This window comes from Pseudomonas sp. BF-R-01 (genome assembly GCF_019946615.1).
Lineage (GTDB): Bacteria > Pseudomonadota > Gammaproteobacteria > Pseudomonadales > Pseudomonadaceae > Aquipseudomonas > Aquipseudomonas migulae.
Window position 1 is genome coordinate 170,131 of the sequence record NZ_JAGYFX010000001.1, and the last position, 23,654, is coordinate 193,784.

The 23,654-nt window shown below is 56.6% G+C and carries 20 protein-coding genes; 7 read left to right on the forward strand and 13 right to left on the reverse strand.

What is annotated here, in order from left to right; genetic code table 11:
- Positions 1 to 216 precede the first annotated feature (216 nt).
- Positions 217 to 1,545 carry an alginate export family protein gene (locus KGB27_RS00870; protein WP_223552516.1) on the forward strand — a complete coding sequence of 443 codons (1,329 nt, stop codon included), beginning with the start codon at positions 217 to 219 and terminating at the stop codon, positions 1,543 to 1,545.
- 39 nt (positions 1,546 to 1,584) lie between these two features.
- Here the strand turns inward: KGB27_RS00870 and KGB27_RS31430 are convergent, their stop codons facing one another.
- The 3 genes from KGB27_RS31430 to KGB27_RS00885 all read right to left on the reverse strand — a co-directional run bounded on the left by KGB27_RS31430 (position 1,585) and on the right by KGB27_RS00885 (position 4,884).
- Entirely contained in the window at positions 1,585 to 2,532 is a 948-nt protein-coding gene (locus KGB27_RS31430) for a methyl-accepting chemotaxis protein (RefSeq protein ID WP_411736688.1), read from the reverse strand.
- A 169-nt stretch (positions 2,533 to 2,701) separates the two neighbouring features.
- On the reverse strand, positions 2,702 to 3,658 hold the full coding sequence (locus tag KGB27_RS00880) for a p-hydroxyphenylacetate 3-hydroxylase reductase component (protein WP_223552517.1): 957 nt from the start codon (positions 3,656 to 3,658) through the stop codon (positions 2,702 to 2,704).
- A gap of 56 nt (positions 3,659 to 3,714) precedes the next feature.
- A complete protein-coding gene (locus KGB27_RS00885; RefSeq protein ID WP_223552518.1) occupies positions 3,715 to 4,884 on the reverse strand; it encodes a p-hydroxyphenylacetate 3-hydroxylase oxygenase component in 1,170 nt (389 codons plus the stop codon).
- A 272-nt stretch (positions 4,885 to 5,156) separates the two neighbouring features.
- Between KGB27_RS00885 and KGB27_RS00890 the strand changes: the two genes are divergently transcribed.
- Positions 5,157 to 6,644: an aldehyde dehydrogenase family protein gene (locus KGB27_RS00890; RefSeq protein WP_223552519.1), complete on the forward strand. Its 1,488-nt coding sequence runs from the start codon at positions 5,157 to 5,159 to the stop codon at positions 6,642 to 6,644.
- Between the two features lie 141 nt (positions 6,645 to 6,785).
- Here the strand turns inward: KGB27_RS00890 and KGB27_RS00895 are convergent, their stop codons facing one another.
- Positions 6,786 to 8,219: an NAD-dependent succinate-semialdehyde dehydrogenase gene (locus tag KGB27_RS00895; RefSeq protein ID WP_223543012.1), complete on the reverse strand. Its 1,434-nt coding sequence runs from the start codon at positions 8,217 to 8,219 to the stop codon at positions 6,786 to 6,788.
- 164 nt (positions 8,220 to 8,383) lie between these two features.
- On the opposite strand from KGB27_RS00895, the gene KGB27_RS00900 reads away from it, so the two are divergent.
- From KGB27_RS00900 to KGB27_RS00910, 3 genes are all read left to right on the forward strand, one after another.
- Positions 8,384 to 9,346: a hydroxymethylglutaryl-CoA lyase gene (locus tag KGB27_RS00900; protein WP_223552520.1), complete on the forward strand. Its 963-nt coding sequence runs from the start codon at positions 8,384 to 8,386 to the stop codon at positions 9,344 to 9,346.
- A gap of 2 nt (positions 9,347 to 9,348) precedes the next feature.
- Complete coding sequence (locus KGB27_RS00905) at positions 9,349 to 10,161, forward strand: cupin domain-containing protein (protein ID WP_223552521.1); 813 nt, start codon at positions 9,349 to 9,351, stop codon at positions 10,159 to 10,161.
- A 224-nt stretch (positions 10,162 to 10,385) separates the two neighbouring features.
- Positions 10,386 to 11,366 (forward strand): LysR family transcriptional regulator, encoded by a 981-nt coding sequence (locus KGB27_RS00910; RefSeq protein WP_223552522.1) that lies wholly within the window; start codon positions 10,386 to 10,388, stop codon positions 11,364 to 11,366.
- 9 nt (positions 11,367 to 11,375) lie between these two features.
- Here KGB27_RS00910 and KGB27_RS00915 read toward each other — a convergent pair whose 3' ends face one another.
- From KGB27_RS00915 to leuC, 6 genes are all read right to left on the reverse strand, one after another.
- Complete coding sequence (locus KGB27_RS00915; RefSeq protein WP_263290010.1) at positions 11,376 to 13,007, reverse strand: putative 2-aminoethylphosphonate ABC transporter permease subunit; 1,632 nt, start codon at positions 13,005 to 13,007, stop codon at positions 11,376 to 11,378.
- Positions 13,008 to 13,102: 95 nt separating this feature from the next.
- Positions 13,103 to 14,206 carry a putative 2-aminoethylphosphonate ABC transporter ATP-binding protein gene (locus tag KGB27_RS00920; protein ID WP_223552523.1) on the reverse strand — a complete coding sequence of 368 codons (1,104 nt, stop codon included), beginning with the start codon at positions 14,204 to 14,206 and terminating at the stop codon, positions 13,103 to 13,105.
- A 95-nt stretch (positions 14,207 to 14,301) separates the two neighbouring features.
- A complete protein-coding gene (locus tag KGB27_RS00925; RefSeq protein ID WP_223552524.1) occupies positions 14,302 to 15,372 on the reverse strand; it encodes a putative 2-aminoethylphosphonate ABC transporter substrate-binding protein in 1,071 nt (356 codons plus the stop codon).
- A gap of 100 nt (positions 15,373 to 15,472) precedes the next feature.
- On the reverse strand, positions 15,473 to 16,525 hold the full coding sequence (gene leuB, locus KGB27_RS00930; protein WP_223552780.1) for a 3-isopropylmalate dehydrogenase: 1,053 nt from the start codon (positions 16,523 to 16,525) through the stop codon (positions 15,473 to 15,475).
- 11 nt (positions 16,526 to 16,536) lie between these two features.
- The gene (leuD, locus tag KGB27_RS00935; protein WP_223552525.1) at positions 16,537 to 17,154 is read right to left on the reverse strand and encodes a 3-isopropylmalate dehydratase small subunit; all 618 of its coding nucleotides are present in this window, start codon (positions 17,152 to 17,154) and stop codon (positions 16,537 to 16,539) included.
- Positions 17,141 to 18,577: a 3-isopropylmalate dehydratase large subunit gene (leuC, locus tag KGB27_RS00940; protein ID WP_223552526.1), complete on the reverse strand. Its 1,437-nt coding sequence runs from the start codon at positions 18,575 to 18,577 to the stop codon at positions 17,141 to 17,143. The genes leuD and leuC overlap by 14 nt, the downstream gene beginning before the upstream one ends.
- Before the next feature lie 196 nt (positions 18,578 to 18,773).
- Here leuC and KGB27_RS00945 point away from each other — a divergent pair, with 196 nt between their 5' ends.
- Entirely contained in the window at positions 18,774 to 19,712 is a 939-nt protein-coding gene (locus tag KGB27_RS00945; RefSeq protein WP_223552527.1) for an ornithine cyclodeaminase family protein, read from the forward strand.
- A gap of 22 nt (positions 19,713 to 19,734) precedes the next feature.
- On the forward strand, positions 19,735 to 20,100 hold the full coding sequence (locus KGB27_RS00950; RefSeq protein WP_223552528.1) for a RidA family protein: 366 nt from the start codon (positions 19,735 to 19,737) through the stop codon (positions 20,098 to 20,100).
- Positions 20,101 to 20,274: 174 nt separating this feature from the next.
- Here the strand turns inward: KGB27_RS00950 and KGB27_RS00955 are convergent, their stop codons facing one another.
- The 3 genes from KGB27_RS00955 to KGB27_RS00965 all read right to left on the reverse strand — a co-directional run bounded on the left by KGB27_RS00955 (position 20,275) and on the right by KGB27_RS00965 (position 23,647).
- Entirely contained in the window at positions 20,275 to 21,183 is a 909-nt protein-coding gene (locus KGB27_RS00955; protein ID WP_223552529.1) for a helix-turn-helix domain-containing protein, read from the reverse strand.
- A gap of 92 nt (positions 21,184 to 21,275) precedes the next feature.
- Positions 21,276 to 22,067, reverse strand: a complete 792-nt coding sequence (locus KGB27_RS00960; RefSeq protein ID WP_223552530.1) for an SDR family NAD(P)-dependent oxidoreductase — start codon at positions 22,065 to 22,067, stop codon at positions 21,276 to 21,278.
- Positions 22,064 to 23,647 (reverse strand): amino acid permease, encoded by a 1,584-nt coding sequence (locus KGB27_RS00965; RefSeq protein WP_223552531.1) that lies wholly within the window; start codon positions 23,645 to 23,647, stop codon positions 22,064 to 22,066. The genes KGB27_RS00960 and KGB27_RS00965 overlap by 4 nt, the downstream gene beginning before the upstream one ends.
- Positions 23,648 to 23,654 lie beyond the last annotated feature (7 nt).

Sequence of the window (23,654 nt, forward strand, 5' to 3'; positions counted from 1 at the left end):
CAGCCAGTCCCTGATCGAAACGGCCTCGTGTTCAGGATCACTTTGCGCCCCTCCCGCCCTGATCGTCTTGCCCATGTCTGCCGTCGGTTTTGTTGCTGTCTGCCAAGGAGCACGTCCTGGCCGGCAGAGTCAATTCTGTGGCACGCAGATCAAAGACTTCCCGCGCTCCCAGTCATCTTAATGCGCCCTCGACCAATAATGCTGGGGAACGTAATAATGGAGCAAACGCTGAAAACACGATCGCTTTCCAAGGCCATTGGCCTGGGCGTCGCGCTGTTGACCGCCAACTCGTCCGCCTACGCCTACGAGCTTTACGCCGATGAAGACACTAAAGTCACAGGCAACTTCCTGGCTGTCTACGGGATGTTTAACAGCCGGAAAAACTATGACGGCACCACCGGTGGCTCCAGTTGGCGCGAAGGTTTTATCAAGTATGGACTGAGTATCGATCAAACTCTCGGCAATGCAGGAAGCTTGTATGGCACGGCCAATCTAGTCAGTTCGGGCACATGGGGAGACGGTGATGCTGCTGGCATTACGGATGGCACCGAGCGCACCACGAAATTCGACGAAGCGTTTGCAGGATGGCGTTCAGGCGAACTCTTTCCAGTCCTGGGCAAGGACGGCGTAGACCTCTCGTTCGGCCGCCAGATCATCACCCTCGGCGACGGTTTCATCATCAACGATGATGGCCTGAATTTTGGCAAGGGGCCTGCCGACGGTAAGCTCAATCGAGGAGGAGCGTACTACCTGGCCGCTCGGCATGCTTTCGACGAGACTGCCGTCGTTCGCCTGGGGGGCAAAGACGGCGTACACGGCAGCATGATGTGGATGAAGTCCAACAATCGCTCACAAGCCAACACCGAAATGGCCGCAGGCACGCTGGAATACACAGCTCAACCGGGTACCCTGGGCTTGACCTACATCCACGGCATAGACGTTGACGATCGCTACGCCAGCGACTTCCAGAAGCAACGCGAGGGTATGAACATCTATAGCCTTCGCGGCACGGGCAATGCCGGGATAGAAAACGCCCACTTTGCTTTCGAATATGCCTGGCAGGACAAGGACGCCGGCGACGAAAAAGCCTGGTACACCGAAGCCGGCTACACCTTTGCTGATTTGCCCTGGTCGCCCGACCTGACTTACCGCTATAGCCGTTACTCGAAAAACTGGGACTCGATGTTCAACGGCTTCAACCGCGGCTACGGCACCTGGTTCCAGGGTGAAGTGGCGTCCAACTATTCCGGCCCCTTCAATAGCAACACCTCGGTCCAACATGTCGCATTGAAGGTCAAACCGGTCGACGTGGTGACGGTCGGAGCGCTGTTCTTCGACTACAAGACACTGCACAAGAGCGACGCACTGAACCTTGATGGTCGCGAGCTGGATCTGTACGCCGAATGGGCTGTGAGCGAGCACCTGATCGTCACTCCACTGCTGGGCCTGTACAAGCCGAACAAAGATGAAAGCAACGGTGGAAATCAGGTGGGCGGCAATGGCACCAACGTTTACAGCCAGCTAACCCTGGCCGTACCGTTCTGATGACCTTCAGGAGCTGCATTGCGCAGCTCCTGAACCAAACTACTGTTTGTGTTCAAGCAACATGGTCTGAATCCGATGCGTGGCCTGGCGGGTACTTTCCGCCAGCTTTCGGACTTCGTCGGCCACCACCGAGAACCCTCGCCCGATTTCTCCTGCCCTTGCAGCCTCGATCGCGGCGTTCAGCGACAGCAGGTTCGTCTGGTCCGCAATGCCTTTGATGACACTCACGACGGTTGCGATTTGCCCGTAGGTCGCCTGATTCTGCTCAAGCATCTGACGGTGGGTTTCCCTGGCTGAACGCTCATCACTGATGTCGCGTACTGCACCGATGACCCGGGTCAAACGTCCCTGTTCGTCACGGGCCGCACGACCGCGCTCGCGACACCAGATATAGTCGCGGGTCCTATGGCGCATCCGGTACTCAAAGACATACTCGCCACGGCCCCGCGGACTGAGAATCTCACGATCAAAGATCGCCATGATTTTTGGCAAGTCATCAGGATGAGTGATCCCGACTTGTGCATCCCAGCCGTCGGGCAACTCTTGAGGGCCGTAGCCCATGAGAAGGCGGAACTGCCTGGAAAAGCGCATGCAACTGGCAGGGTCCTGGACATCACCGTTGACCACACTGATGTCCCAGCAACCTTCTGTGAGCGTTGACTGCAACAGATCCCAGATTTTCGCATCCTGCTCGTGTTGACGGGAATCCAGAACGTGACGGCTCAATTCGACTTCGAGTGATTGCTCACGAGACCGTGTCTGCTCCAGTTGCTGACAAAGCTCGGCAAGCGACTGTTCACTGCGTTCCAGTTGCAGGCTCAGGTCCCGGGTCTGCAACTCGGCGGTCAGCCGTCGATGCGCAACCTCAGCTCTTTGCCTGACTAACTCATCCAGGCACGTCTGCAACTGCGGGCAAGCCCCAAGCCCCTTAACCTCAAAAGCCTCGTCGGCCAGCAGGCAGCGCAAAGCCTCAGCGAGTTCAAGCATCTGTCTATGTTTCTTGAAAAACATCAGCCCGTCCTTTGTTCATCGAGTCTAAGCACTGGATCTGATAGGAAGCTGAAAAGAATTGCTTGTACGACGCTGCAGCGCTGTTTGCTCCTGCCTGCCATGAATGCAAACGGCGCCCTCGAGCGCCGCAGAAATGGTTGAAGGATCAACGGCGGCTGACAAGCGTCTTCAATACCGACTTGAAGGCTTCGATCTGTTCGTCGCTGAAATCGCCGAATACCTTGTCCTGCTGCTCCCGTGCGATGGCCCATAAATCGTCTGTCTGCTCGATACCCGCAGCGGTCAACCTGACGCGACTGTCATCATCGTTGACCAGCCCCTTGCGTTTTAGATTGGCTATCGCTTCATCGATTTCCCGGACCGGCATCGCCACCTCGCGCAACAGGTCGCCGGGACTCAGCCTGGCGTCGTTTTCCAGTACCATCAACATCCGCGCCTCGCTGGTACGCAGACCGGTGGACAACTGCCGGGGCTGATAGCTCGACTGGTAAGCCCGCACTGCCTGCGTCATCAGGTAGTACAAGTTGTGGCTAAGGCGTCCCTGGAAATGACTGCTCGGCGACTGGCTTTCATCGCGCTTGGTCATGCGGGTATGAGGCAAGACCATGGAGTACGCGCCCTGGTGATACAGCAATGGCGAGCGACCGAAATCGTCGAAGGCCACCACTTTACCGATCATGATCCAGTGGTCGCCACCGTCCACCTGCTGGTACTTCTCGCAGTGAAAACGCGCCGAGCAATCGGCGAATACCGGAGAGCCGCCCTCCCCGGATTCGTACTCGATCTCGGCGAAGCGATCTTCCTTGGGGCGGGCGAAGTTGTTGGAGAGATCGATCTGGTCCGCCGCCAGTACGTTGACCGCAAAATGGCTGGCCTGCTCAAACACTTCGTGACTGTTGGAGCGTTTATCGATACTCCACAGCACCAGAGGCGGATCGAGGGACACCGAGTTGAAGCTGTTGGCGGTCACCCCGACTTTGCGCCCGGAGGCGGTGGCGGCCGTCACCACGGTCACCCCGGTAGCGAAGTTGCCTAGTGCCCGGCGAAACGCCCGCGGGTCGAAGGTGGTTTCAGTGGCTGCGGGAATGCTGTTATCAGTCATGCAAGACTCCCGGACTGCTTCCATGAGCAGTCCTGATTGTTGTTATGAAGGCGGGTTCAGATCATGCTCGGATCGGGCTCGAGACCCATCAGTTCGCGGCCGAGAATCTGTGCACAGACGTCGTAGTCGGTGTAGGCATGGGCACCTGTCATGTGCGAATCGCGGAACAGGCGCTGCATCTCGTTATGTTCGAACCAGGCATTGCCACCGGCGGCCTCGAACAGCCGATCCACGGCCTGGATGCACATTTTGGTGGCATAGGCCTGATTCGTGCGCCAGAACGCCAGGGTTTCGCGACTTGGATACCGCTGCTGTTCACTGTGGTCGGCGTGTTCCTGCCAGGTCTTCTCGAGAAAGGCTCGGGCTGCGGCGACCTGGTGAGTCGACTCGGCCAGACGCATCAGCGCAGGGGTCGCGGCACCGACTGCCGCACCGGTGTAAGCACGCACGCGGGTCTTGGTCTTTTCGCGGAACACTTCAAGCATTCGCTCGGCCACACCCAGGCTCACGGTGGAGAAGCCGCTGGCGAAGTAAGGACGGTACGGCGAGTAGAAAATTTTGCTGTCCGGGTACAGACCGAAGCCTGCGGACTTGCCCTCCATCATGTCCTTGGCTTTCTGGATTCGGTGTTCCGGCACCCGCACATTGTCGATGATCAACGTCTTGGTTCCGCTGCCTTTCATGCCGGCGGCGAACCAGTCGTCACGAATCTGATAATCACTGCGCGGCAGAACTGCGAAGCAGTAGTCCTGAGTGCCCGCAGCGTTCTTGCGCCGGAAACCGACAATAGCCCACTCGGCGTGGTCGCTGCCGCTGCTCCAACCCATTTCACCACTGAACAGCACACCGCCTTCGATTTCTTCGGTGCGGCCAAAAGGCGCGATGCTGCTACTCGCGGTGGCATTCGGATCATCGGCCCAGACCTCCTGCTGCAACTCGGCCGAGAACAGCGCCAATTGATGACTGTGGGTGCAGAGCAGGCTCATGGCCCAGGCAGTACTGGCACAGGCCCCCGCGAGCAAGGCGATGCAATCGGCAAACTGGGGCAGCGATAACTCCATGCCACCGAAGGCTTTCGGCTGGAACGCACGGTGCAAACCGATGCTTTTGAGCAGCGCAATATTCTCATCGGGGACCTTGCGATCCTGCTCCGCCTGGAAGGCGTTTGCAGCGATGGTCGGCAGGATGGACTTCAGGTCTTCAAGGAGCGGGTTTGGCTTTTTCATAGATGGCCCTGCTTATTATTGGATGTCCAGGCGCCTCGAAAAATCGCCGAATGGCGCTGGATGCAGAGCCAGTATGGAGACACCCATCCGGGTAGAAAATGCACCTTCCAGAGCCAAGATTGTACTTTTCAAAGACGATGGACCCAGCCTGCCGAACACATCCTTACAGGCTCTGGCAGCCACAGACATAGGCTCCGGCAGCCACAGTCAAGCCAGCCTGGAGCCCATGGATTAACCTCGGGCTTTTCTTTATTCGCGACCAGGAAAACCCCATGAGCGATATTCCACTGCTGCCCCAAGTTGAAGCCTTCCTCAGTCGAAGCCATGCGCTGTTCATCGACGGTGGCTACGTTCAGGGTCATTCCAGCCAGACGCTGGAGGTGATCAATCCCGCCACCGGCCAGGTCATTGCCCGAGTAGCCGACGCAGATTCAGTCGATATCGATGCGGCAGTGGCGTCGGCCAACCGCGGCTTCAAGCATTGGTCCCAGGTCGCACCGGCGACTCGCGCAAACGTGCTGATGAAACTGGCCGATCTGCTGGAGCAAAACCGCGAAGAACTGGCACAGATCGAAACCTGCCAATCGGGCAAGATCATCCAGATTTCCCGGGCCTTCGAAGTCGACCAGGCCGCACACTTTCTGCGTTACTACGCTGGCTGGGCGACCAAGATCAACGGTCAGACCATCACCCCGTCACTGCCCTCCTTCGCTGGCGAACGCTATACCGCCTTCACCCTTCGCGAACCCGTCGGCGTGGTCGTCGGTATCGTGCCGTGGAATTTCTCGACCATGATCGCCATCTGGAAACTCGCCTCGGCGCTGGTGACCGGCTGCAGCATCATCATCAAACCCAGCGAATTCACCCCGCTGACCATTCTGCGGATCGCCGAACTGGCCATCGAAGCCGGCCTGCCTGCCGGTGCCCTGAACGTATTGACCGGTGGCGGTCTGGTGGGTAAAGGCCTGATCGAACATCCAGGCACTGACAAGGTTTCGTTCACCGGCTCGGTGCCGACAGGTATTGCCGTCGGCCAGAGCGCCATGGCTGCGGGGCTGACCCGCGCCACACTGGAACTTGGCGGGAAAAACTCCGCGGGTTTCCTGCGCGACGTAGATTTGGACAAGGCGGTCAACGGCATCATCGAAGCTGGTTTCCTGCATTCAGGGCAAATCTGTGCCGCCGCCGAGCGCTTCTTCGTCCATCGTTCGCAGATCGATCCGGTCATGGACAAACTGGCCCAACGCCTGAGCGCGCTGAACATCGGTTCGCCACTGGATGAGCGCACCGAATTCGGCCCGGTCACCAATCGCCAGCATCAACTTAAACTCGGCGAGTTTTTCGCCAAAGCTCGAGCAGAAAACAACACCATCATTCACGGTGGCAATCTTATCGACCGCCCAGGCTGCTACGTCGAACCTACGGTGATCCTCGCTAACACGGTCAACGACACGCTGCTCAACGAAGAAACTTTCGGTCCGATTGCGACGTTCTTCCCTTACGACAGCGAAGAAGAGCTACTGGAATTGATGAACAACACGCCTTACGGCTTGAGTGCCAGCCTCTGGACGAACGACCTGGGCAAGGCGCTGCGCATGGTACCTGCCATCAACGCCGGAACGGTTTGGGTGAACATGCACACCCTGCTCGATCCTGCGGTGCCATTCGGCGGCAATAAATCTTCGGGGGTCGGTCGCGAGTTTGGCAGCGCGTTCATCGATGACTACACCGAACTCAAGTCGGTGATGATTCGCTACTGATAACGCCAACAAACCCAGGACCGCCCGGTATTCGTGGGCCGGGCGGCCTCGGGGTTGCCTTGCGACAACGCTGTAAGGCCGGGGATCAAGCGACTCCCCATTGCGCCATGCACCCCGTCCCTGGGGTCATTTTGATCTATTTCAGACACCCGCCTGACTGATGAACTTGGTCGTCAGATAGGCATCCAACCCTTCAGTCCCACCCTCACTGCCGTGACCACTGGCCTTGATGCCGCCGAATGGCGTTTCCGGCAGGGCCAAACCAAAGTGATTGATCGAGACCATCCCCGCTTGCAGGCGATTGCCCAACTCGGTGGCCGTTTTCAATGAGCGGGTGAATGCAAACGCAGCCAGCCCGTACTCCAGACTGTTGGCTTGCGCGATCACGCTGTCCAGATCATTGAAACGCAACAACGGCGCCACTGGACCAAACGGCTCTTCGTTGAGCAGTCGAGCCTGTTCAGGCACGTCGGTCAATAACGTCGGTTCAAAAAAATGCCCGATGCCACCGATGCGATTTCCGCCGGTCAGCACCGTGGCGCCCAGATCCCGAGCATCGGCGATCAACTCTTGAACCATCATCAAGCGCCGGGCATTCGCCAACGGCCCCATCTGACTGCTGGGGTCGAAACCGTCGCCCACCTTCAACTGCACTGCCAGTTCGGTAAATCGCCGGGAGAACAGATCGAACACGTCGTCATGCACATAGAAGCGCGAGGGCGAAGCGCACACTTGTCCGGCATTGCGGAACTTGAGGGTGCAGGCCAACGCAGCGGCGGCTTCCACATCGGCATCCGCGCAGACGATAAACGGCGCGTGGCCGCCCAACTCCATCGTCGTCAGTTTCAAATGCGTCGCCGCCAGGGCTCCGAGCTGCCGGCCCACGGCCGTCGAGCCGGTGAACGATACCTTGCGGATGACCGGTGACCGAATCAGGTAGTCGGAGACGTGCGCCGGATTACCGAATACCAGGTTCAACACGCCCTTGGGCACACCGGCATCGTGAAAACAGCGCACCAGCTCGATCACGGCGCCGGGTGCCTCCTCAGGCCCTTTGATGATGATGCTGCAACCCGCCGCCAGCGCTCCTGCAATCTTGCGCACCGCCTGATTGATCGGGAAATTCCACGGGGTGAAAGCCGCTACCGGACCTACCGGCTCGCGCACCACCAATTGGCGTACGGCTGCGTTACGTGAAGGCACGATACGACCATAGGCCCGCCGCCCCTCCTCGGCATACCACTCAATGTGGTCCGCCGCGCTTTTGGCTTCCATGGTCGATTCTGCCAGCGGCTTGCCCTGATCCAGCGTCATGCACTCGGCCATCAGTGCATGGCGGTCACGTACCAGCGCGGCTACGCGGCGCAAGATGCCCGAGCGGTCGAAAGCAGACATCGCTGACCATGTTGCGAACCCGCTGGCCGCGGCGGCCAATGCGGTATCGAGATCTTCACTCGAAGCCAATGGCAATTGCCCAAGCGTCTCCCCCGTCGACGGATTGAGAACAACCGCCGTGTTGCCGGAGCTGCCGGCAGTCCATTGGCCGTCGATGTAAAACAACAGGTCGGTGTACATGGATCACTCCTCGGAAAAGGTCATTGGACGCAGGCGATGGCACAGGTATCGACCCTGCATCAGCGGCACTGAAAAACACAGCAACAGGTTGACACTATCAACCATATACTCGTAAATTTAGTTCACCATGTCAACCATGTTTCATGATCACCTCTGAGGCCCCAATGAGAGACGTCATCCTGTGTGAATGTTTCGCCCGCGACGGTCTGCAGCACGAACCGGACTTTCTGCCGACGCCGATAAAACGCCAATTGGTGGAGCGATTCGCCCAAATCGGCTTTCAAAGGATCGAAGCAACCTCCTACTCCAATCCTGCGGTGATTCCGCAATTTTCCGACGCCAGCGCGCTGCTGGCGACGCTGCAGCGGCGTGCCGGGATTTTCTATAAAGCGACCTGCGCCAACGTGCGGGCAGTGGAGCGAGCGGTCAGCGACTTCGCCGCCGGCCACGGCGCCAATGAAATCAGCCTGCTGGTATCCGCCTCTGAGTCGCACTCGCTGAAAAACCTCAAGCGCAGCCGCGAAGATCAATGGTTGAACATAGAGCAGATGGCCAAAAAGGCTCTCAATCGGTTCCGCCTGATCGGCACGATTTCCGTGGCATTCGGCTGTCCGTTCGAAGGGCACGTCAGTGAGGCCGCTGTACTGGCGGATGTTGAACAGTTTGCCAGGCGCGGGGTGAAGTTCGTCACCCTGGGCGATACCACCGGAGTTGCGACGCCACAGAGCACCAGACGCCTGTTCAGTGCGGTGCTGGCGAACTTTCCCGAGATCACTCCGATCGCTCATTTCCATGACACCCGCGCTACCGGCCTGGTGAATTACGTCGCGGCGCTGGAAGCCGGGGTCACCCATTACGACTGCGCCTTCGGGGGTGTCGGCGGTCATCCGGCCAAGGTCAAGTATGGCGGCGGACACACCGGCAACGTCAGCACCGAAGACTGGATCAACCTGCTGGAGTCAATGGGCGTGCGCACCGGTATCGACCTGGACCGCCTGCTCGACGTGGCAGCCGAATGTGAAGCTGCTCTCGGTCGCGAACTGCACAGCCGGGTGCTGCGTAGCGGGCTGAATCCACTGCTGAACACCAACTCCCCCAAAGCGACATCATTCGAAGAAGAGGTATAAAAATGCTCAGTCTCAATCCGGTTGCCCGACAGTTACGGTTGTTCTGCGGAGTGTTATTGCTTTCATCGCCAGTGTTCGCCAGCGATAAATTGCTGCTGGTTGAACGTGATGACTTGATCAGCGGCCCGGCGAACGAAACGCTGCTGGGCCAGCACATCTGGGAAATGCACAAAACCGCTCTGTCGCGCACGACCCTGGTACAACTCGATCGACAAACGCCGGTGGTCAAGCATGATGTGGGCGAGCGCACGCTGATCGTGCTGCAAGGCAACGTTCAGTTTCACTTCGCGGATCGGGAAGTGGCCCTGGCAGCCGGCGACTACGTGGCCATACCTGCGGGACAGGCCTATCAGATGACGCCGCTGGATAAAGAGAAAGTCCTGCTCTTAAGTTTTGATGTGCCCACCATTGACATGGCGAAGGCCTCTGTCGTCGATTTATCCGCGCCAACCAATGGCCCCACGCCCGTCGTCAAGAAGCAACAAGCGGTAATGGCTAGTCCACCCGGCTGGAATGAACCCAGTGACCGAGGCTGGACCCTGATCAAGACGCCGGAAAAGCGTGTCAATCTTGTGGAGATGTTCTCCGAGTTGAAAAACCACAGTCACCCTGACGCAGATCACTCGCTGATTCTTCTCAGTGGCAGTGCACGGGTCGTGACCCCGACTGAAGATCGCATCCTCAAGACAGGCGATTACGTTTCCATCCCGCAGAATGTCCCCCACAAGTATTACGTCGAAGGCAAGCAATCTGCATTGTTCATCAGCTTCGATGCACCGGCGTACGATTCGGCCAAGACCATCTACTTCGAGTGACACTTCTGCGTCAGCACAGAAACCAAAAAAACGCATAGACCTGAGTCCATGCGTTTTTGTTCTGAGCCCAGCCTCGACATGGCGAAGTCGTCACTCCTGCTGATTACCCAAAACCCAGCGCCGCCTGCTCCTTTTTCACGAAACAGCAATCAGGCTACGCATGTGGTGAGGGATTTGATACTTTGAAAAACCCATAAAACAGATGCATACGGTGAAGGCTTACTATGTCCGATACACCGGGTACTCCCTCAAACAAGACATCGCTCGAGCAACAGAAACTGCCGCTGTCGCGCGCGCGGCTGCACGGCAACCTAATGTCTCGACTGGACCTCGTCACACTCAAACTGTTCGTGGCTATTGTCGAGGAACAGAGCATCAACAAGGCGGCCGAGAGGGAGTTCATTGCCGCATCAGCTGTTAGTAAACGTATCGCTGATCTTGAACATGCCACTCAGACACAATTGCTCAACCGTCATCGCAAGGGAGTTGAACCGACTCCGGCCGGGCTGGCGATGCTGAGCCACGCGCGCACCATCCTGCGCAATCTGGCGGAACTGGAAGCGGATATATTCGATTATGCCGACGGCGTGCGCGGCACTGTCAGGCTACTTGCCAGTGAATCGGCATTGTTCGGTTACTTTCCAGATCAACTGAAGAGCTTTTCCACCCTGTATCCGGACATCCGTGTCGATCTGGCAGCGGCGACCAGCCAGACTACAGTGCAATCCGTGATGGAAGGGTCCACCGATATCGGAATTTTCTGGGATGACATTCCTACGGGGCAGCTGAAGGTGATCCCATGTTACTCAGACCGACTGGTCGCGGTGGTGGGCGCAGGTCATGCCTTGGCGTCGTGTGAATCAGTACGTTATTGCGATGTGCTGGACTACGAAATGATCGAGCAGGAAGCGACCAGTTCGATTCAATCGTTGTTGCTGCGCCAAGCCGCACAGCTGGGGCTGGCCCCACGGACTCATATGCGCGTGGCCGGTTACGATGCCGTGTGCCGCATGGTGGAGGCTGGGCTGGGTGTTGGAATCGTGCCGCACAGCTATGCCGCACGGTTGTCTGCCGACGGGGGGGTAAAAAGCATCAGCCTGCTGGAGAGCTGGGTCGACCGCTATTACAAGATCTGCGTTCGCGACCTGGAACAGCAACCGGTTGCAACTCGGTTGATGTTCCAGCACCTCACTGGCCGACGGTAATTTCGCCAATCAGTCCTCGCGAACGTTTCGCCACGCTTGTGTCTTGCGAGTGAGTATTGTCGCCAGTATCGACTGAAGTATCTTAATCCCCGCTGAGGTAACCAATACCATCACTGCCATTGCACAGGCCGCCGCTGTGTCACCGGTGTCATCCATTGCAACCACTGCTACCGAAGAAACCATACTTAATGGCTCATACAAAAAGATAACTGCAGCCACGGTGGTCATCGCGTTCACGAAAAAATAAGTCGTGATGTCAAGAATTGCAGGTAGGCAGATAGGCACAGTAACCCGTCTGAACGTAGTCCAGAACGGCACACCCAGTGACGAAGAGGCTGCTTCAAACTCACTGTCCATTTGCTGCAGTGCGGTTAGTGCCGTCAGGTGCGGCACTGTGTAGTAATGGGCTACACAGCACAAAATCATAAGCACCAGACTGCTGGAGATGGCCGAAAGCGGATTACCGGGATTGTTGAAAAAGAATACATAACCAAGACCCAGCACCAGCCCCGGCACCGCCAAAGGTAGCATCGAAAGAAAATGCAGGACCTGTCGCATTGCATCGACGCCTTTCAGTTTTTCAACTAGATATGCACCGGTAAATACGAGGGAAGTACCGATCACAGCAACCCAAGTGGCGACCAATAAGCTGTTTCGGTAAGACCCCCAACCCAGAGTGTCGTACTGTGCGAAGTTGTAACTTCCCAGAGAAAGACTCATGTCGTAGGGCCAGAATTTGATCACCGAAGCGAAGATCGCCGTGCCGACGACAACCAGGATCGCCGCTGCCACGAGCACGGTCAGTACGAGCATCGCCGCATCGAATATCGGGCGTATCTCAGGTTGGTACAGCACTGAACGCGCGGTGAGCAAGGATTTCTGCCCACGCCGCACCATCCTGTCGATCATAAACGACAGCAGTGCCGGAATCAGGAGAACCACACCAACGACCGCCCCCATCTGGAAGTTCTGCTGGCCGATGATCTGTTTGTAAATATCGATCGCCAAAACATTGAACTGGCCACCAATTACCTTGGCGATACCGAAGTCGGTCATTGATAACGTGACGATGACGAAGGCTGCACTGATAAGACCATAACGCGCGGACGGCAACGTAATGGTAAAGAACGCTCTCAGTGGGCGAGTGTTCAACGTGTGAGCGACTTCGTAAACGCGGGCATCGGACAGGCCTAGCGCTGTCGAGAGAATCAGTACGGCATGAGGGAAGCAGTAGAAAACCTGCGCCATGACAATGCCGATCACTCCATAGACGGACTCATCACCCAGCCAAGACCGGATGTAGCCTTGATTACCGAACATGTAAGTCAACGCAATTGCCGGCAGAAGCGATGGTGCCAGCAACGGCATTAACGCAATGCCTTTGAACAGGGATTTGTACGGCAATCGACTGCGTACCAATGCCAACGAGTAGAGAAATGCCAACGGCAAGGTGATTGAAGTGGTCAACCCTGACACGATCAGCGTGTTGCTAAAGGATTGACGCAACCCCGGGTTGTTTATGTATTCGATGAAGTTGGCCAGACCAACGAATTGTCCGGCGGCGTTTTGGAGGCTCTTTGAAAGAACGGAGTAAATCGGTAAGCCGATCAGGATCAGTGCCACCAGCGATAGTGCTGCCATCAGACAGAACCCGACCAAGCGCTCCGACAAATAGAGCACCCTGGGTTCACCTGCCCCGCCGTTGCCGCCTAGCATTGTTACCGGAACTCGCGCGTTCACAGGCCACCCCCGATCGGTTTTCCTGGGAAGAGGTGCAAATGTTCGGCTTTGAGAGCGATGAGTATTTCCTGTCCCGTCGTCAGGCCGAGACGGCGCACCTCATCACTGGGAAAATCAATCGTGATCAGTTGGTCGCCAAACTCCGGACAGTTCAATACTGCTCGCCATAGAGAGCCGAGAAACTCGACCTCCTCAACCTGCCCCCTGATTGAATTCTCGTCACCTTCGGCCACGGAGCGGAAACAGACGTCCTCGGGTCGAATTCCCACGGTCACGCTTGCTCCCGAAACCAGCTCCGGAGCTTTGATCGCAAGGATGCTGCTGCCGACTTGAACCCTTTGCTGACCAACACTACGGGCTTCGAAGAAGTTCATCTTGCCGACAAAGTCGGCTACGAATTGTGAAGACGGTTGATGGTAGATCTGTGTCGGCGTGCCGATTTGCTCGATGACCCCATGATTCATGACCACAATTCGGTCGGCCATCGTCAGCGCTTCTTCCTGATCATGAGTCACCATAATCGTGGTCAGCTTAAGCTCGGTTTGCAGTTCCTTGATTTGCTGACGCAAATGAACGCGGACCTTGGCATCCAACGCAGACAATGGCTCGTCGAGCAATAACACCCTGGGTGAGGGAGCCAGCGCGCGAGCCAACGCGATGCGTTGTTGCTGCCCACCGGAAAGTTGCCCGGGCAGTTTTGCGCCTGTACCTGGCAAGCCGACCAGTGCTAGCAACTCATCGACTCGAACGTTGATATCCGCCCTTTTCATACGTCGATTGACCAGTCCATAAGCGACGTTGTCATGCACACTCAAGTTTGGAAACAACGCGTATGACTGAAACAGGATGCCTACGTCGCGCAATGCGGCCGGCATATGGGTGATGTCCTGGCCTTTCTTGTTCAACCGCCCGGAGGTCTGTGTTTCCAACCCGGCGATGATGCGCAGCAATGTTGACTTGCCGCAGCCGGAAGGGCCAAGGAAACAAACAAATTCACCATCGGCGATCGACAGATCAATGTCACGCAACACCGTGATTTTTCCATAAGACTTGGAAATGCCCGAGAGCGCCAGCAACTGACCTGTTTGAGTAATAGTCATATCAGAATTCATTTTCAAAAGTGGTCGGAACGATCCGCTGCAACGCGTATCGACGCAGGCAATCGACGGACCTGAAGCCCGTCGTCGCAAAGCACTCAGTTGGATTTCGGCTCGGACTTTCCGTCGTAACGCTTGATCCACTCCTGAGTGATTCTGGCCTGATTGGCTACAGCCACCGACACATCGTCCTCGGCCATCATTGCTTCAGCGTTGGCCGGATAATTCTTCGGTACATTATTGACTGCCGGGTGCGAGACCACTGCCGTAAATTTGTTGAACTGCTCGTTTGCCTCTTTGGTGGTCATCCAGTCAGCGACTTGCTTGGCGGCTTCGAGCTTGGATGTACCTTTCATGATAGCGGTGGATTCAAGGTCCCAGCCCAGCTTGTCCGTTGGCACTATGATGTCGATGGGAGCGCCCTTGCTCTTGAGTTGAGGCGCGGTGATATCAGTGGAGATACCGATGGCAAACTCCCCTGTAGCTGCCATTTTGCAGGGCTTGGAGCCGCTATGGGTGTACTGCGCGATGTTCGAGTGCAAGTTGTCCATAAAGGTCCAGGCCTTGTCCTCGCCCATGCTTTGCACCCAATGATTCACCCCAAGGTAGCCCGTTTGACTAGAGACCGGATTTGGCATCGTGATCTGGCCTTTGTAGACAGGATTCGCCAGATCACTCCATGACGTTGGTACAGGCAAATTGCGCTTGGCGGCCTCGACCGTGTTGAAACATATCACCGTCATCCACGCCTCATTGCCGGTGTACACCGGTGGTTTGTTGACAGTGTCACGGAAACGCAATTTGAGGTTCTCATAGCCCTTGGGCTCGTAAGGTTCAATCATGCCCATATTGTTGAGCGCCAGAATGTGCATGGCTGGCACCCCCCATAAGAGATCGGCCTTGGGCGAATCTTTCTCGGCAATAAGCCGCGCCAGGATGATGCCAGGGCTGTCACGTAACCAAGCGATCCTGATGTCCGGATGGGTACTCTCGAATGCTTGCTGATAGGGCATCAATTGCTCTTTCTCAAGCGTCGTATAAACCGTCAGTGTCGTTTTCTCCCCAGCCATCGCGGTACTCGCCATGACTGCAGTGAATACAGCGCAGGCGCTGGTAAGAAAGCGCGCGGCCCAACGTTTACCCGTTGCACCAGAGTTTGAAAAATTCATCGGTCATCCCCTTCGTTAGGTTTAAGGCTGGCAGTCGAAGCTAATGGCATTTCTTGTTTTAGCGAACGTATTCGCCTCTTGGTTGCACATGAAGCATTGATTAACCGAGAAGAGCGTTTACAACCGCATCTCCCATATCCTCGGTACCGACACGAATACAGCCAGGCTCGAAAATGTCAGCTGTCCGTAAACCGTCCGCCAGTACCCTGCGTACTGCGTTCTCGACACTGATCGCGGCTGTTGGCAAATGGGCTCCCTGACGCAAAAGCAAGGCAACCGACAAAATAGAGCCCAGTGGGTTGGCAATGTCCTGACCTGCAATGTCCGGGGCACAACCGTGCACGGGTTCATACAGCCCTTTGCCTTTGGCATTCAGCGATGACGAGGGCAGCATGCCAATGGAGCCTGTGAGCATGGACGCCTCGTCAGACAGAATGTCTCCGAACAGGTTGCCCGTAACGATCACATCGAATTGCTTTGGATTGCGAGCCAAAGCCATCGCTGCGGCATCGATATACAGATGACTGAGCTCAACGTCAGGGTATTCTTGACCAACCTCCTCGGCGACAGTCCGCCACAGTTCCATACTTTCCAGGACGTTGGCCTTGTCAACCGAGCAAAGTCGACGGTTTCGCATCCGTGCGGCCTCAAACCCTGCCCGAACAATCCGTGCAATTTCAAACTCGGTGTAGCGCATCGTGTTGATACCGACCCGCATGCCCTGCTCGATGTGAACCCCACGCGGCTCGCCGAAATAGAGGTCCGAGGTCAGCTCACGGATAAGCAGCAGATCCAGGTTGTCGATAATGTGCGCCTTGAAGGATGAGGCTCCAGCCAGTTCCTTGAAGGTGATGACGGGGCGGTAGTTGGCGAACAGATCAAGCTCCTTGCGTAAGCTGAGCAAGGCATCGCCCGGACGCAAACCCCGAGGAAGCGTCTCATACTGAAAGCCTCCCTCGGCACCGAACAAAATTGCATCAGCCGTGCGCGCGGCTTCAAGCGTCTGCTCCGGTAATGGATGCCCCAATTGATCGTAGGCGGCTCCCCCGACAAGGTGTTCGGAAAGCTCGAGTTTCAACCCTTTTTTCTCCAGCGCTCGTAGCACCTTAACCGCCTGACGGGTCACTTCAGGGCCGATACCGTCTCCGCCCATGACTGCAATTTTCAATTGGGAGTCTCACTTTCAACGATGGATGGAAGTTGATGGGTACGCTCGAAACGCTCGATTGCACTGCGCAAGGTCAAAGTGAACTCCACCTCATCCAGGCCCTTTAGCAAGCATTCCTTGTAGAAGTTGTTGATCTGGAACCGTGCGATATGTCCGTTTGCCGTCGTCACCTGTTGGGAAGGCAAGTCGACAGTGACTTCACAACCGGGCGACTGCTGGATGTCTGCCAACAAACCGAAGATAAATGCCTCCGGCAGAACTACCGGCAGCAAACCGTTCTTGAAGCAGTTAATAAAGAAAATATCGCCAAAGCTCGGTGCGAGAATGGCTCTGATACCGTAATCCACCAAGGTAAATACCGCGTGTTCCCGTGACGAGCCACAGCCGAAATTCGGTCCTGCAACAAGGATCGAACCACTGGCGAACTCTCGACGATTGAGAACGAAGTCAACGATGGGGACACCTTGAGGATCGAAGCGCAAGTCGTGGAAACAGTAGCGCCCGTAGTCATCCCTTGGCTTATGCATAAAACGCCCGGGGACGATTTGATCGGTGTTGATATCAGCGTCGGGCATGGGAACCGCGATCGCTTGAACCCGTTCAAAGGGAGTCATTGACGAGCACCTCCCGATAATCGATCAGACAACCAGTGATCGCTGCCGCAGCAGCTGTGCCCGGGTTGACCAGATGCGTACGCACACCTGCTCCTTGACGTCCGACGAAATTCCGGTTGGAGGTCGAAACGCAGCGTTCCCCTGCTCGTCCTTGATCGCCATTGACCGCCAGGCACATCGAGCACCCTGGAGTGCCCCAATCGACACCGGCCTCCAGAAAAATCTGGTCGAGCCCCTCGGCTTCTGCCTGTGACCTGACCAAACCGGAGCCTGGAACGACTAACGTTGGCACCTTGACCTTACGTCCCCTGATGACGCTCGCGGCAAGTCGCAAATCTTCGATTCGGCCATTGGTGCACGAACCGATGAAAACCCTGTCGATTGGTAAACCACTCATCGCTTGGCCTGGTTCCAGCCCCATGTAGGCCAGCGCTTTTTCAATCGAGTGCCTGTGGCGGTCATCCTTTGCACTTTCAAGCGCTGGAATACACTCGTTGATTGCGCAGCACTGGGACGGGTCTATGCCCCAACTGACCATGGGTTGAACAGCGTCCGCTCGGATCTGAACGACACGATCAAAGGCTGATTGCGGGTCACTGCGCAACTCAAGCCAGGCTGCGCTGCGCACGTCCCAATCGTTGCCGGACGGCGCGAAGGGGCGAGACTTCAGGTACTTCAGCGTTTTGGCGTCTGGCGCAACCATGCCAGCCCGAGCCCCCGCTTCGATCGAAAGATTGCATAGCGTCATTCGTCCTTCGATGGATAAATTCTCGATAGCCGCACCGCAGTACTCGATGACGTGACCTGTAGCGCCCGCCACGCCGACCTGTCGAACAAACGCCAATGCAAGGTCTTTGGCCGTCACGCCTGACACCAAGTCACCCATGAAGTTGACCTGCATCGACAACGGCTTTACTTGCCAGAGCGTTTGTGTCGCCAGAACATGACTGACTTCAGTGGCACCAATACCAAACCCGAACGCACCGAGCGCGCCGTGAGTAGAAGTGTGGCTATCACCACAGACCACGGTCATTCCTGGGAGGCTAAGCCCCTGTTCGGGCCCGACTACATGGATGATGCCTTGGCGTTCATCCCCCAGACCAAAATGAATAATCCCATTGCGTGCAGCCTGGGCTTGAAGGCCGATGATCATGTCACGACGTTCTTCGTCCACGACATCATCCAGCAATGAGCTGCGTGTGGAGACGTAATGATCCGGCATCGCCACCGTGGCGTCGGGGCGATGAATAGGTATATTGCGACGTGTCAGCGTGTGAAATGACTCGGGCGGCAGATCATCACTCAAATAGTGGCGATCAATGTATAGCAGCGTCTGACCGCTTTGCTGCTCCAGAACTGTGTGACTTCGCCAGATTTTCTCGAACAGTGACAGTGGTGCATGTGTTGATGGATTCGTTTGCATTTCGGGCGGCACAACAATGGGGTAGTTGTACCCATCATGCGATCCTCAGACTTGCAGCAGATAGTGCCTGTTCGCGAATGACACATCGCGAATGACGATGCCTGAATAAAAAACACCGCGGTTAAGATCTGGGTCTCCAAAAGCGGGCGTAAAAAATACACGCCAACCCTTTCAACCCTCAACCGCGAGTGCTCCCATGCTGCAACCCGATGCTTCGGTGCTCAAGCAACTACTGCCCTTCCCCCTGCTCATCAATGCTTTGCGAGAAGCCTTCATCGAAGGTGCCGAGGTTCCACTGCGCCATACTCACACTATTGGGCATGGCGTGGACGCGGGAATCTCCCTGCTGATGCCGGCTTGGGACAATGTTGGCTACTACGGTGTCAAAGTGGTCAACATCTACCCGGGTAATCAGGATAAAGGAATACCCGGCTTGCATTCGACCTACATCCTGTATGACGCGCGCACAGGTGTACCCCTCGCTCTATTCGACGGCAACGAAATCACCTCACGCAGGACTGCGGCCGCCGCCGCACTGGGCGCGGATTATCTGGCACGTCGTGACGCGCATTCGTTGCTGGTAGTCGGCGCGGGTCGTGTCGGCAGCCTGGTCGCTCCGGCCATGGCCGCGGTGCGTCAACTGGAGAGCATTGCCATATGGGATATCGATGTGGAGAGCGCCCAGCGTTGCGCCCTGGCACTGCGTCAACAAGGTTTGCCTGCAATGGCGGTATCGAACCTTGAAGAGAGTGTTCGCAGTGCAGATATCGTCAGTTGCGCCACCCTTGCCACGACACCACTGATCCTTGCCGACTGGCTCGCACCCGGCAGCCATCTTGACTTGATTGGCAGCTTCACACCGCAGATGACAGAGGCGGAGCCAGCGTGCTTCGCGAACGCCAGTGTCTGGGTGGATACCGAAGAGGCACCCACAAAATCGGGTGATCTGCTCAATGCTTTTGCAGATGGCAGTCTGCAAAAAACAGACCTGCGCGGCAATCTGGCCCAGCTCTGTCGTGCTGAATGTTCAGCCCGAACTACCAACAGTGAACGGACCTTGTTCAAGGCTGTAGGTAGCGCACTGGAAGATCTTGCTGCTGCCAGGCTTGTGTATCAACAACTTGTATCAGCCTAAACATACGTAAACGGAGCTATCCATGCCATCCTCGATCAAGCGCATCGACACCACTGCCCGCATGTCCCACATCGTTGTCCACCGCGACGTCGCTTATTTTGCTGGCGCAATCGCGAAGAACCTCAGCGGCGATATCCATAGCCAGGTCCGCGAAACCCTCGAGGACATTGAAACATCACTGGCTAAAATCGGCAGCGACAAGTCCCGTATCCTCAGCGCACAGATCTGGCTGAAGGACGTGACGCGAGATTTTTCAGCCATGAACGAAACCTGGGAACAATGGATTCCCAAGGGTGCTGCCCCGGCAAGGGCAACCGGCCAAGTCGAGATGACCAGCCCTGACATTCTTGTGGAAATCATCATCACTGCTGCCGCTGGCGAAGCTTGAGTTCCTTGTGCGAGCAAACCTTTCAAGCTACAGCATCCTGTATGCCCTGATAAGGCGATTGAACAGTGACAATCAAGGGCCAGCAACAGCCTCCTCGCTGCAGTTGGCCCCTATCTGTTCAGCCATTTTCCTGCCCCCTCATGGCGTTGCCCAAAAGGTGAAAGCAATTGCTAACTAATTGGCAAAAGCTTCGTGGAACTTTATCGCGCCACCTGCGTTGGTCGGGACACTCGCAGTATGGCTGAGGACAAAATTCACAAAGAGATGAAACAACTCGGATTGACTGGAAATGCCAAGCTTGCAATACAGGTGCTTGCGGTGGTTTTTCACCGTGCCCTCTGCAATGCCAAGGTGCAGCGAGATCGACAGGCTGGAGTGCCCACGCAGAATCATGCTGACGATCAACTGTTCACGAGGGGTTAGCTGATCAGCGGCGAAGCGGGAAAAAGCGCTGTTCAAATGCTCTCTTAACGCCACCCCACTGCTATCGACATGGGTACATACGTCCTGATAGTGACGACGCAGTAAAACGTTGACCATCGCCTGACTGCACTGGAAACCTTCAAACTGCGCAGCTGAAAACACCGGTGAAGCATTCAGTCGCATCAATGAATAGGCCAGATGGCCAATGCCTGGCAAAGCACAGATGAATACGATTTCTTCGGCCAACGTGCCCGATTGCATGGAGATACAGGGGTGCACGTCCGGCGAATTGAAATAATCACCCTCGAAGAAGGCGTCAGGGGCCAATTCGCTCATGCGGTAAAGGCCTGTAGCCTGGCCATGCGCACAGGCCGTGTAGACCGGGTCCAACAAGTAGGTACCGCTGAGATAGCTGTGCATCGCACCTGGCTCGGAAATGCCTTGTAAGTTGTCATGCAGTAACAGTGGCGAGCCGCCCGATGGGTAAAACAGCACACAGCTTTGGTCGAAATCAACGAGTGCCCGTAGTGCCTCGTCCAACTGTCGGGCAAAGCCATCACTCTGCAATTGTGCGACCAAACCGGGCGTCGCCGTGTGCCATGCACTGAGGACGGGCGCGGCATCCATGCTACGCCTGTGCTCCGGAACTGAAGTTGTCATGCCATCCCCTTGTCTTTATCCAGTGCGCCACGCTGCATAAGCGCACTCTAAATCTCGCGATAAAAACGAGCACATATCCTGCCACGAATGACTTATACCGCGGAAAAACAGTTATCCACGAACAGCTGGGTACCACTCACAAACGACGCGTCATCGCTGGCTAAAAACAGTGCTGCCCGCGCTACCTCTTCGGGCTCGCACAGACGCCCCTGCTGCTGACTGATCGCCCCCTCACTGGCATCCACGCCCATGGCCTGCAAATCCCGCATTTCCCGCTCCCCATGAGGGGTACGGATAAATCCTGGTGCCACCGCGTTGCACCGAATACCTCTATCGCGAAACTCGACGGCAATGGCTCGCGCGAACATCTGGCAGGCGCCCTTACTGGCGTTGTACACAACCTCACCCGGGGTCGCGTACTGCGCGGAGATCGACGAGGTGCACACAATACTGCCCGAGCCCTTGGCAATCATTTGTGGAAGCACCGCCTGAGTGACCAGGTACATGCTCTTGACGTTAACCGCCATAAGCCAGTCCCACTCATGCTCCTGCACGTCCAGAAAAGGTTTCACGATCAGCGTGCCTGCATGGTTGAAAAGCACATCTGCCGGGCCGAATTCAGCCAGCCCCCGAGCGACAGCTTCGAGAACCTGAACCACTTGCGAGACATCGGCGCCCAACCCCAGCGCCTGACCGCCATCAGCAATAATCTGCGACGCCAGATTGACGGCAGCATCACCATTCAAATCAATAATGACCACCTTGGCCCCTTCCGCCGCGAACAACCGGCTTGCGGCAGCACCGCAACCACCAGCACCGCCGGTGATAATGGCCACTTTACCGGCCAGACGGCCATTACCTTTGGATAGCTCGACTTTACTCATTGCGGATTTCCTTTACGACCGCCACTCACGGCGAATGCTTCTTCAGGCGACAACACCAGACGATGGCGACGATAGAATGCAAAATAGGCAATCCCGATCAGGTACCAGCAGGCCGCGGCGAGTGCAGCCCATTTGTACAGTGGATCAAGAAACTGGTAAGTCAGTGTTGCCAACGCAATCATGATCACCGCAACCGCTCCGAATATCCCGTAAGGGCTGCGATAAGGCCGGTGCAAATTCGCAAAGGAGCGTTTCAAACGAATATAGGCGACGCTTTGCAAGATGTAGGAAATCATTCCCGCGAAGACGATCATGCTAACCAGGATGCCGCCCATCAGCGGGTTGTTATCCTTGCCGAACGTGAACCAGCACAACATCAGGATACCCAACGCCGCCAAGGCCCCGGTAGCCAACGCAATGTTTGGCGTATTGCGGGTCGGGTGCGTAACCGACAGCCCGGTCGGCAGGTAGCCGGCACGCGACAGTGAATAGATATTGCGCCCTGCGGCAAAGCTGCCCGCCAGGAACGACGCCGCCAGACCAAGCACCGCCACCGCTGACAACAGCTTGCTCGCGGTGTGCCCGAAAATCTCTCTGAAGCCATCGAGCAGCGGCTCCGACGAAGTGCTCATGAAAAAGCTGCCGCCCCCGATTGATGCACTGAAAAACAACACACCCAGCGCAAGTACCGCAAGAATCACGGTACCCCAGACCAATGCCAGCGGCAAATGGCGGGTCGGGTTGTGCGACTCCTCGGCCGTCAACGGCAATTGCTCGATGGCCAGGAACATGTACACGGCGAACGGCAACGCAAGCATGACGCCAGTCATTCCGAACGGCAGCCATGGTCCATTGCCACCAGCCACCTCGACAGGCTTGCCTGCAGCATCAACCGCAAGATTCAGGGCTTTGCCGGTGAAATCCATGTGCGGGTAAGCCGCAACAAAGAACACCACCAACACCGCTACCGCCGCCAGGGTAATGAGCACGACCGCGCGCATCGACACCCCCAACCCCCGGTTCGAAAGCAGCAACATGCAGGCATACCCGGCCACCCACCAGACAGGTTGCCATTCTGGTCCGGTGCCGAAAATGGCGGTCAGGTAGGCCCCCATGAAAAACATGTTGCCGGCGGGGGCCAGAATGAATTCGATGTTCTCGGCAAGACCTGTACTGAAACCACCCCAAGGGCCCATTGTGGTACGCGCAAAAGAATAGGCACCGCCGGTATGCGGCAGTGCAGCTGCCATTTCGCCGATTGACGAGCAGAGAAACAGGTACATGACGGCAATGATCAGCAAGGCTAAAAACATGCCGCCGAAGCCCTGAGCCAAGCCCAGGTTCCAGCCGGAATACTGACCCGCCACCACCGCACCAACGCCGAGAGTCAGCAGGGTGAAAAAGCCTGCATGACGCTGCAGGCGACGTTGTTCAAAGTAACCGCTTTCCACATGTTGATAGCTGATCCCTGAGGGGGTAACTGCCGCCGCCGTCGGCGCTGATGTTGTCGGTCTGTCCACGCGGTGATCCTCCAATGACTCGTTCAGGGCAAATTCCCCGACTGCCATCTTCGAATGCACCGCGCAT

Bases quoted from the DNA above. Each gene is read 5' to 3' on its own strand.
- KGB27_RS00870 (WP_223552516.1), top strand. From the start codon at position 217: ATGGAGCAAACGCTGAAAACACGATCGCTTTCCAAGGCCATTGGCCTG.
- KGB27_RS31430 (WP_411736688.1), bottom strand. From the start codon at position 2,532: ATGCTTGAACTCGCTGAGGCTTTGCGCTGCCTGCTGGCCGACGAGGCT.
- KGB27_RS00880 (WP_223552517.1), bottom strand. From the start codon at position 3,658: ATGACTGATAACAGCATTCCCGCAGCCACTGAAACCACCTTCGACCCG.
- KGB27_RS00885 (WP_223552518.1), bottom strand. From the start codon at position 4,884: ATGAAAAAGCCAAACCCGCTCCTTGAAGACCTGAAGTCCATCCTGCCG.
- KGB27_RS00890 (WP_223552519.1), top strand. From the start codon at position 5,157: ATGAGCGATATTCCACTGCTGCCCCAAGTTGAAGCCTTCCTCAGTCGA.
- KGB27_RS00895 (WP_223543012.1), bottom strand. From the start codon at position 8,219: ATGTACACCGACCTGTTGTTTTACATCGACGGCCAATGGACTGCCGGC.
- KGB27_RS00900 (WP_223552520.1), top strand. From the start codon at position 8,384: ATGAGAGACGTCATCCTGTGTGAATGTTTCGCCCGCGACGGTCTGCAG.
- KGB27_RS00905 (WP_223552521.1), top strand. From the start codon at position 9,349: ATGCTCAGTCTCAATCCGGTTGCCCGACAGTTACGGTTGTTCTGCGGA.
- KGB27_RS00910 (WP_223552522.1), top strand. From the start codon at position 10,386: ATGTCCGATACACCGGGTACTCCCTCAAACAAGACATCGCTCGAGCAA.
- KGB27_RS00915 (WP_263290010.1), bottom strand. From the start codon at position 13,007: ATGGCAGCACTATCGCTGGTGGCACTGATCCTGATCGGCTTACCGATT.
- KGB27_RS00920 (WP_223552523.1), bottom strand. From the start codon at position 14,206: ATGACTATTACTCAAACAGGTCAGTTGCTGGCGCTCTCGGGCATTTCC.
- KGB27_RS00925 (WP_223552524.1), bottom strand. From the start codon at position 15,372: ATGAATTTTTCAAACTCTGGTGCAACGGGTAAACGTTGGGCCGCGCGC.
- leuB (WP_223552780.1), bottom strand. From the start codon at position 16,525: ATGGGCGGAGACGGTATCGGCCCTGAAGTGACCCGTCAGGCGGTTAAG.
- leuD (WP_223552525.1), bottom strand. From the start codon at position 17,154: ATGACTCCCTTTGAACGGGTTCAAGCGATCGCGGTTCCCATGCCCGAC.
- leuC (WP_223552526.1), bottom strand. From the start codon at position 18,577: ATGCAAACGAATCCATCAACACATGCACCACTGTCACTGTTCGAGAAA.
- KGB27_RS00945 (WP_223552527.1), top strand. From the start codon at position 18,774: ATGCTGCAACCCGATGCTTCGGTGCTCAAGCAACTACTGCCCTTCCCC.
- KGB27_RS00950 (WP_223552528.1), top strand. From the start codon at position 19,735: ATGCCATCCTCGATCAAGCGCATCGACACCACTGCCCGCATGTCCCAC.
- KGB27_RS00955 (WP_223552529.1), bottom strand. From the start codon at position 21,183: ATGACAACTTCAGTTCCGGAGCACAGGCGTAGCATGGATGCCGCGCCC.
- KGB27_RS00960 (WP_223552530.1), bottom strand. From the start codon at position 22,067: ATGAGTAAAGTCGAGCTATCCAAAGGTAATGGCCGTCTGGCCGGTAAA.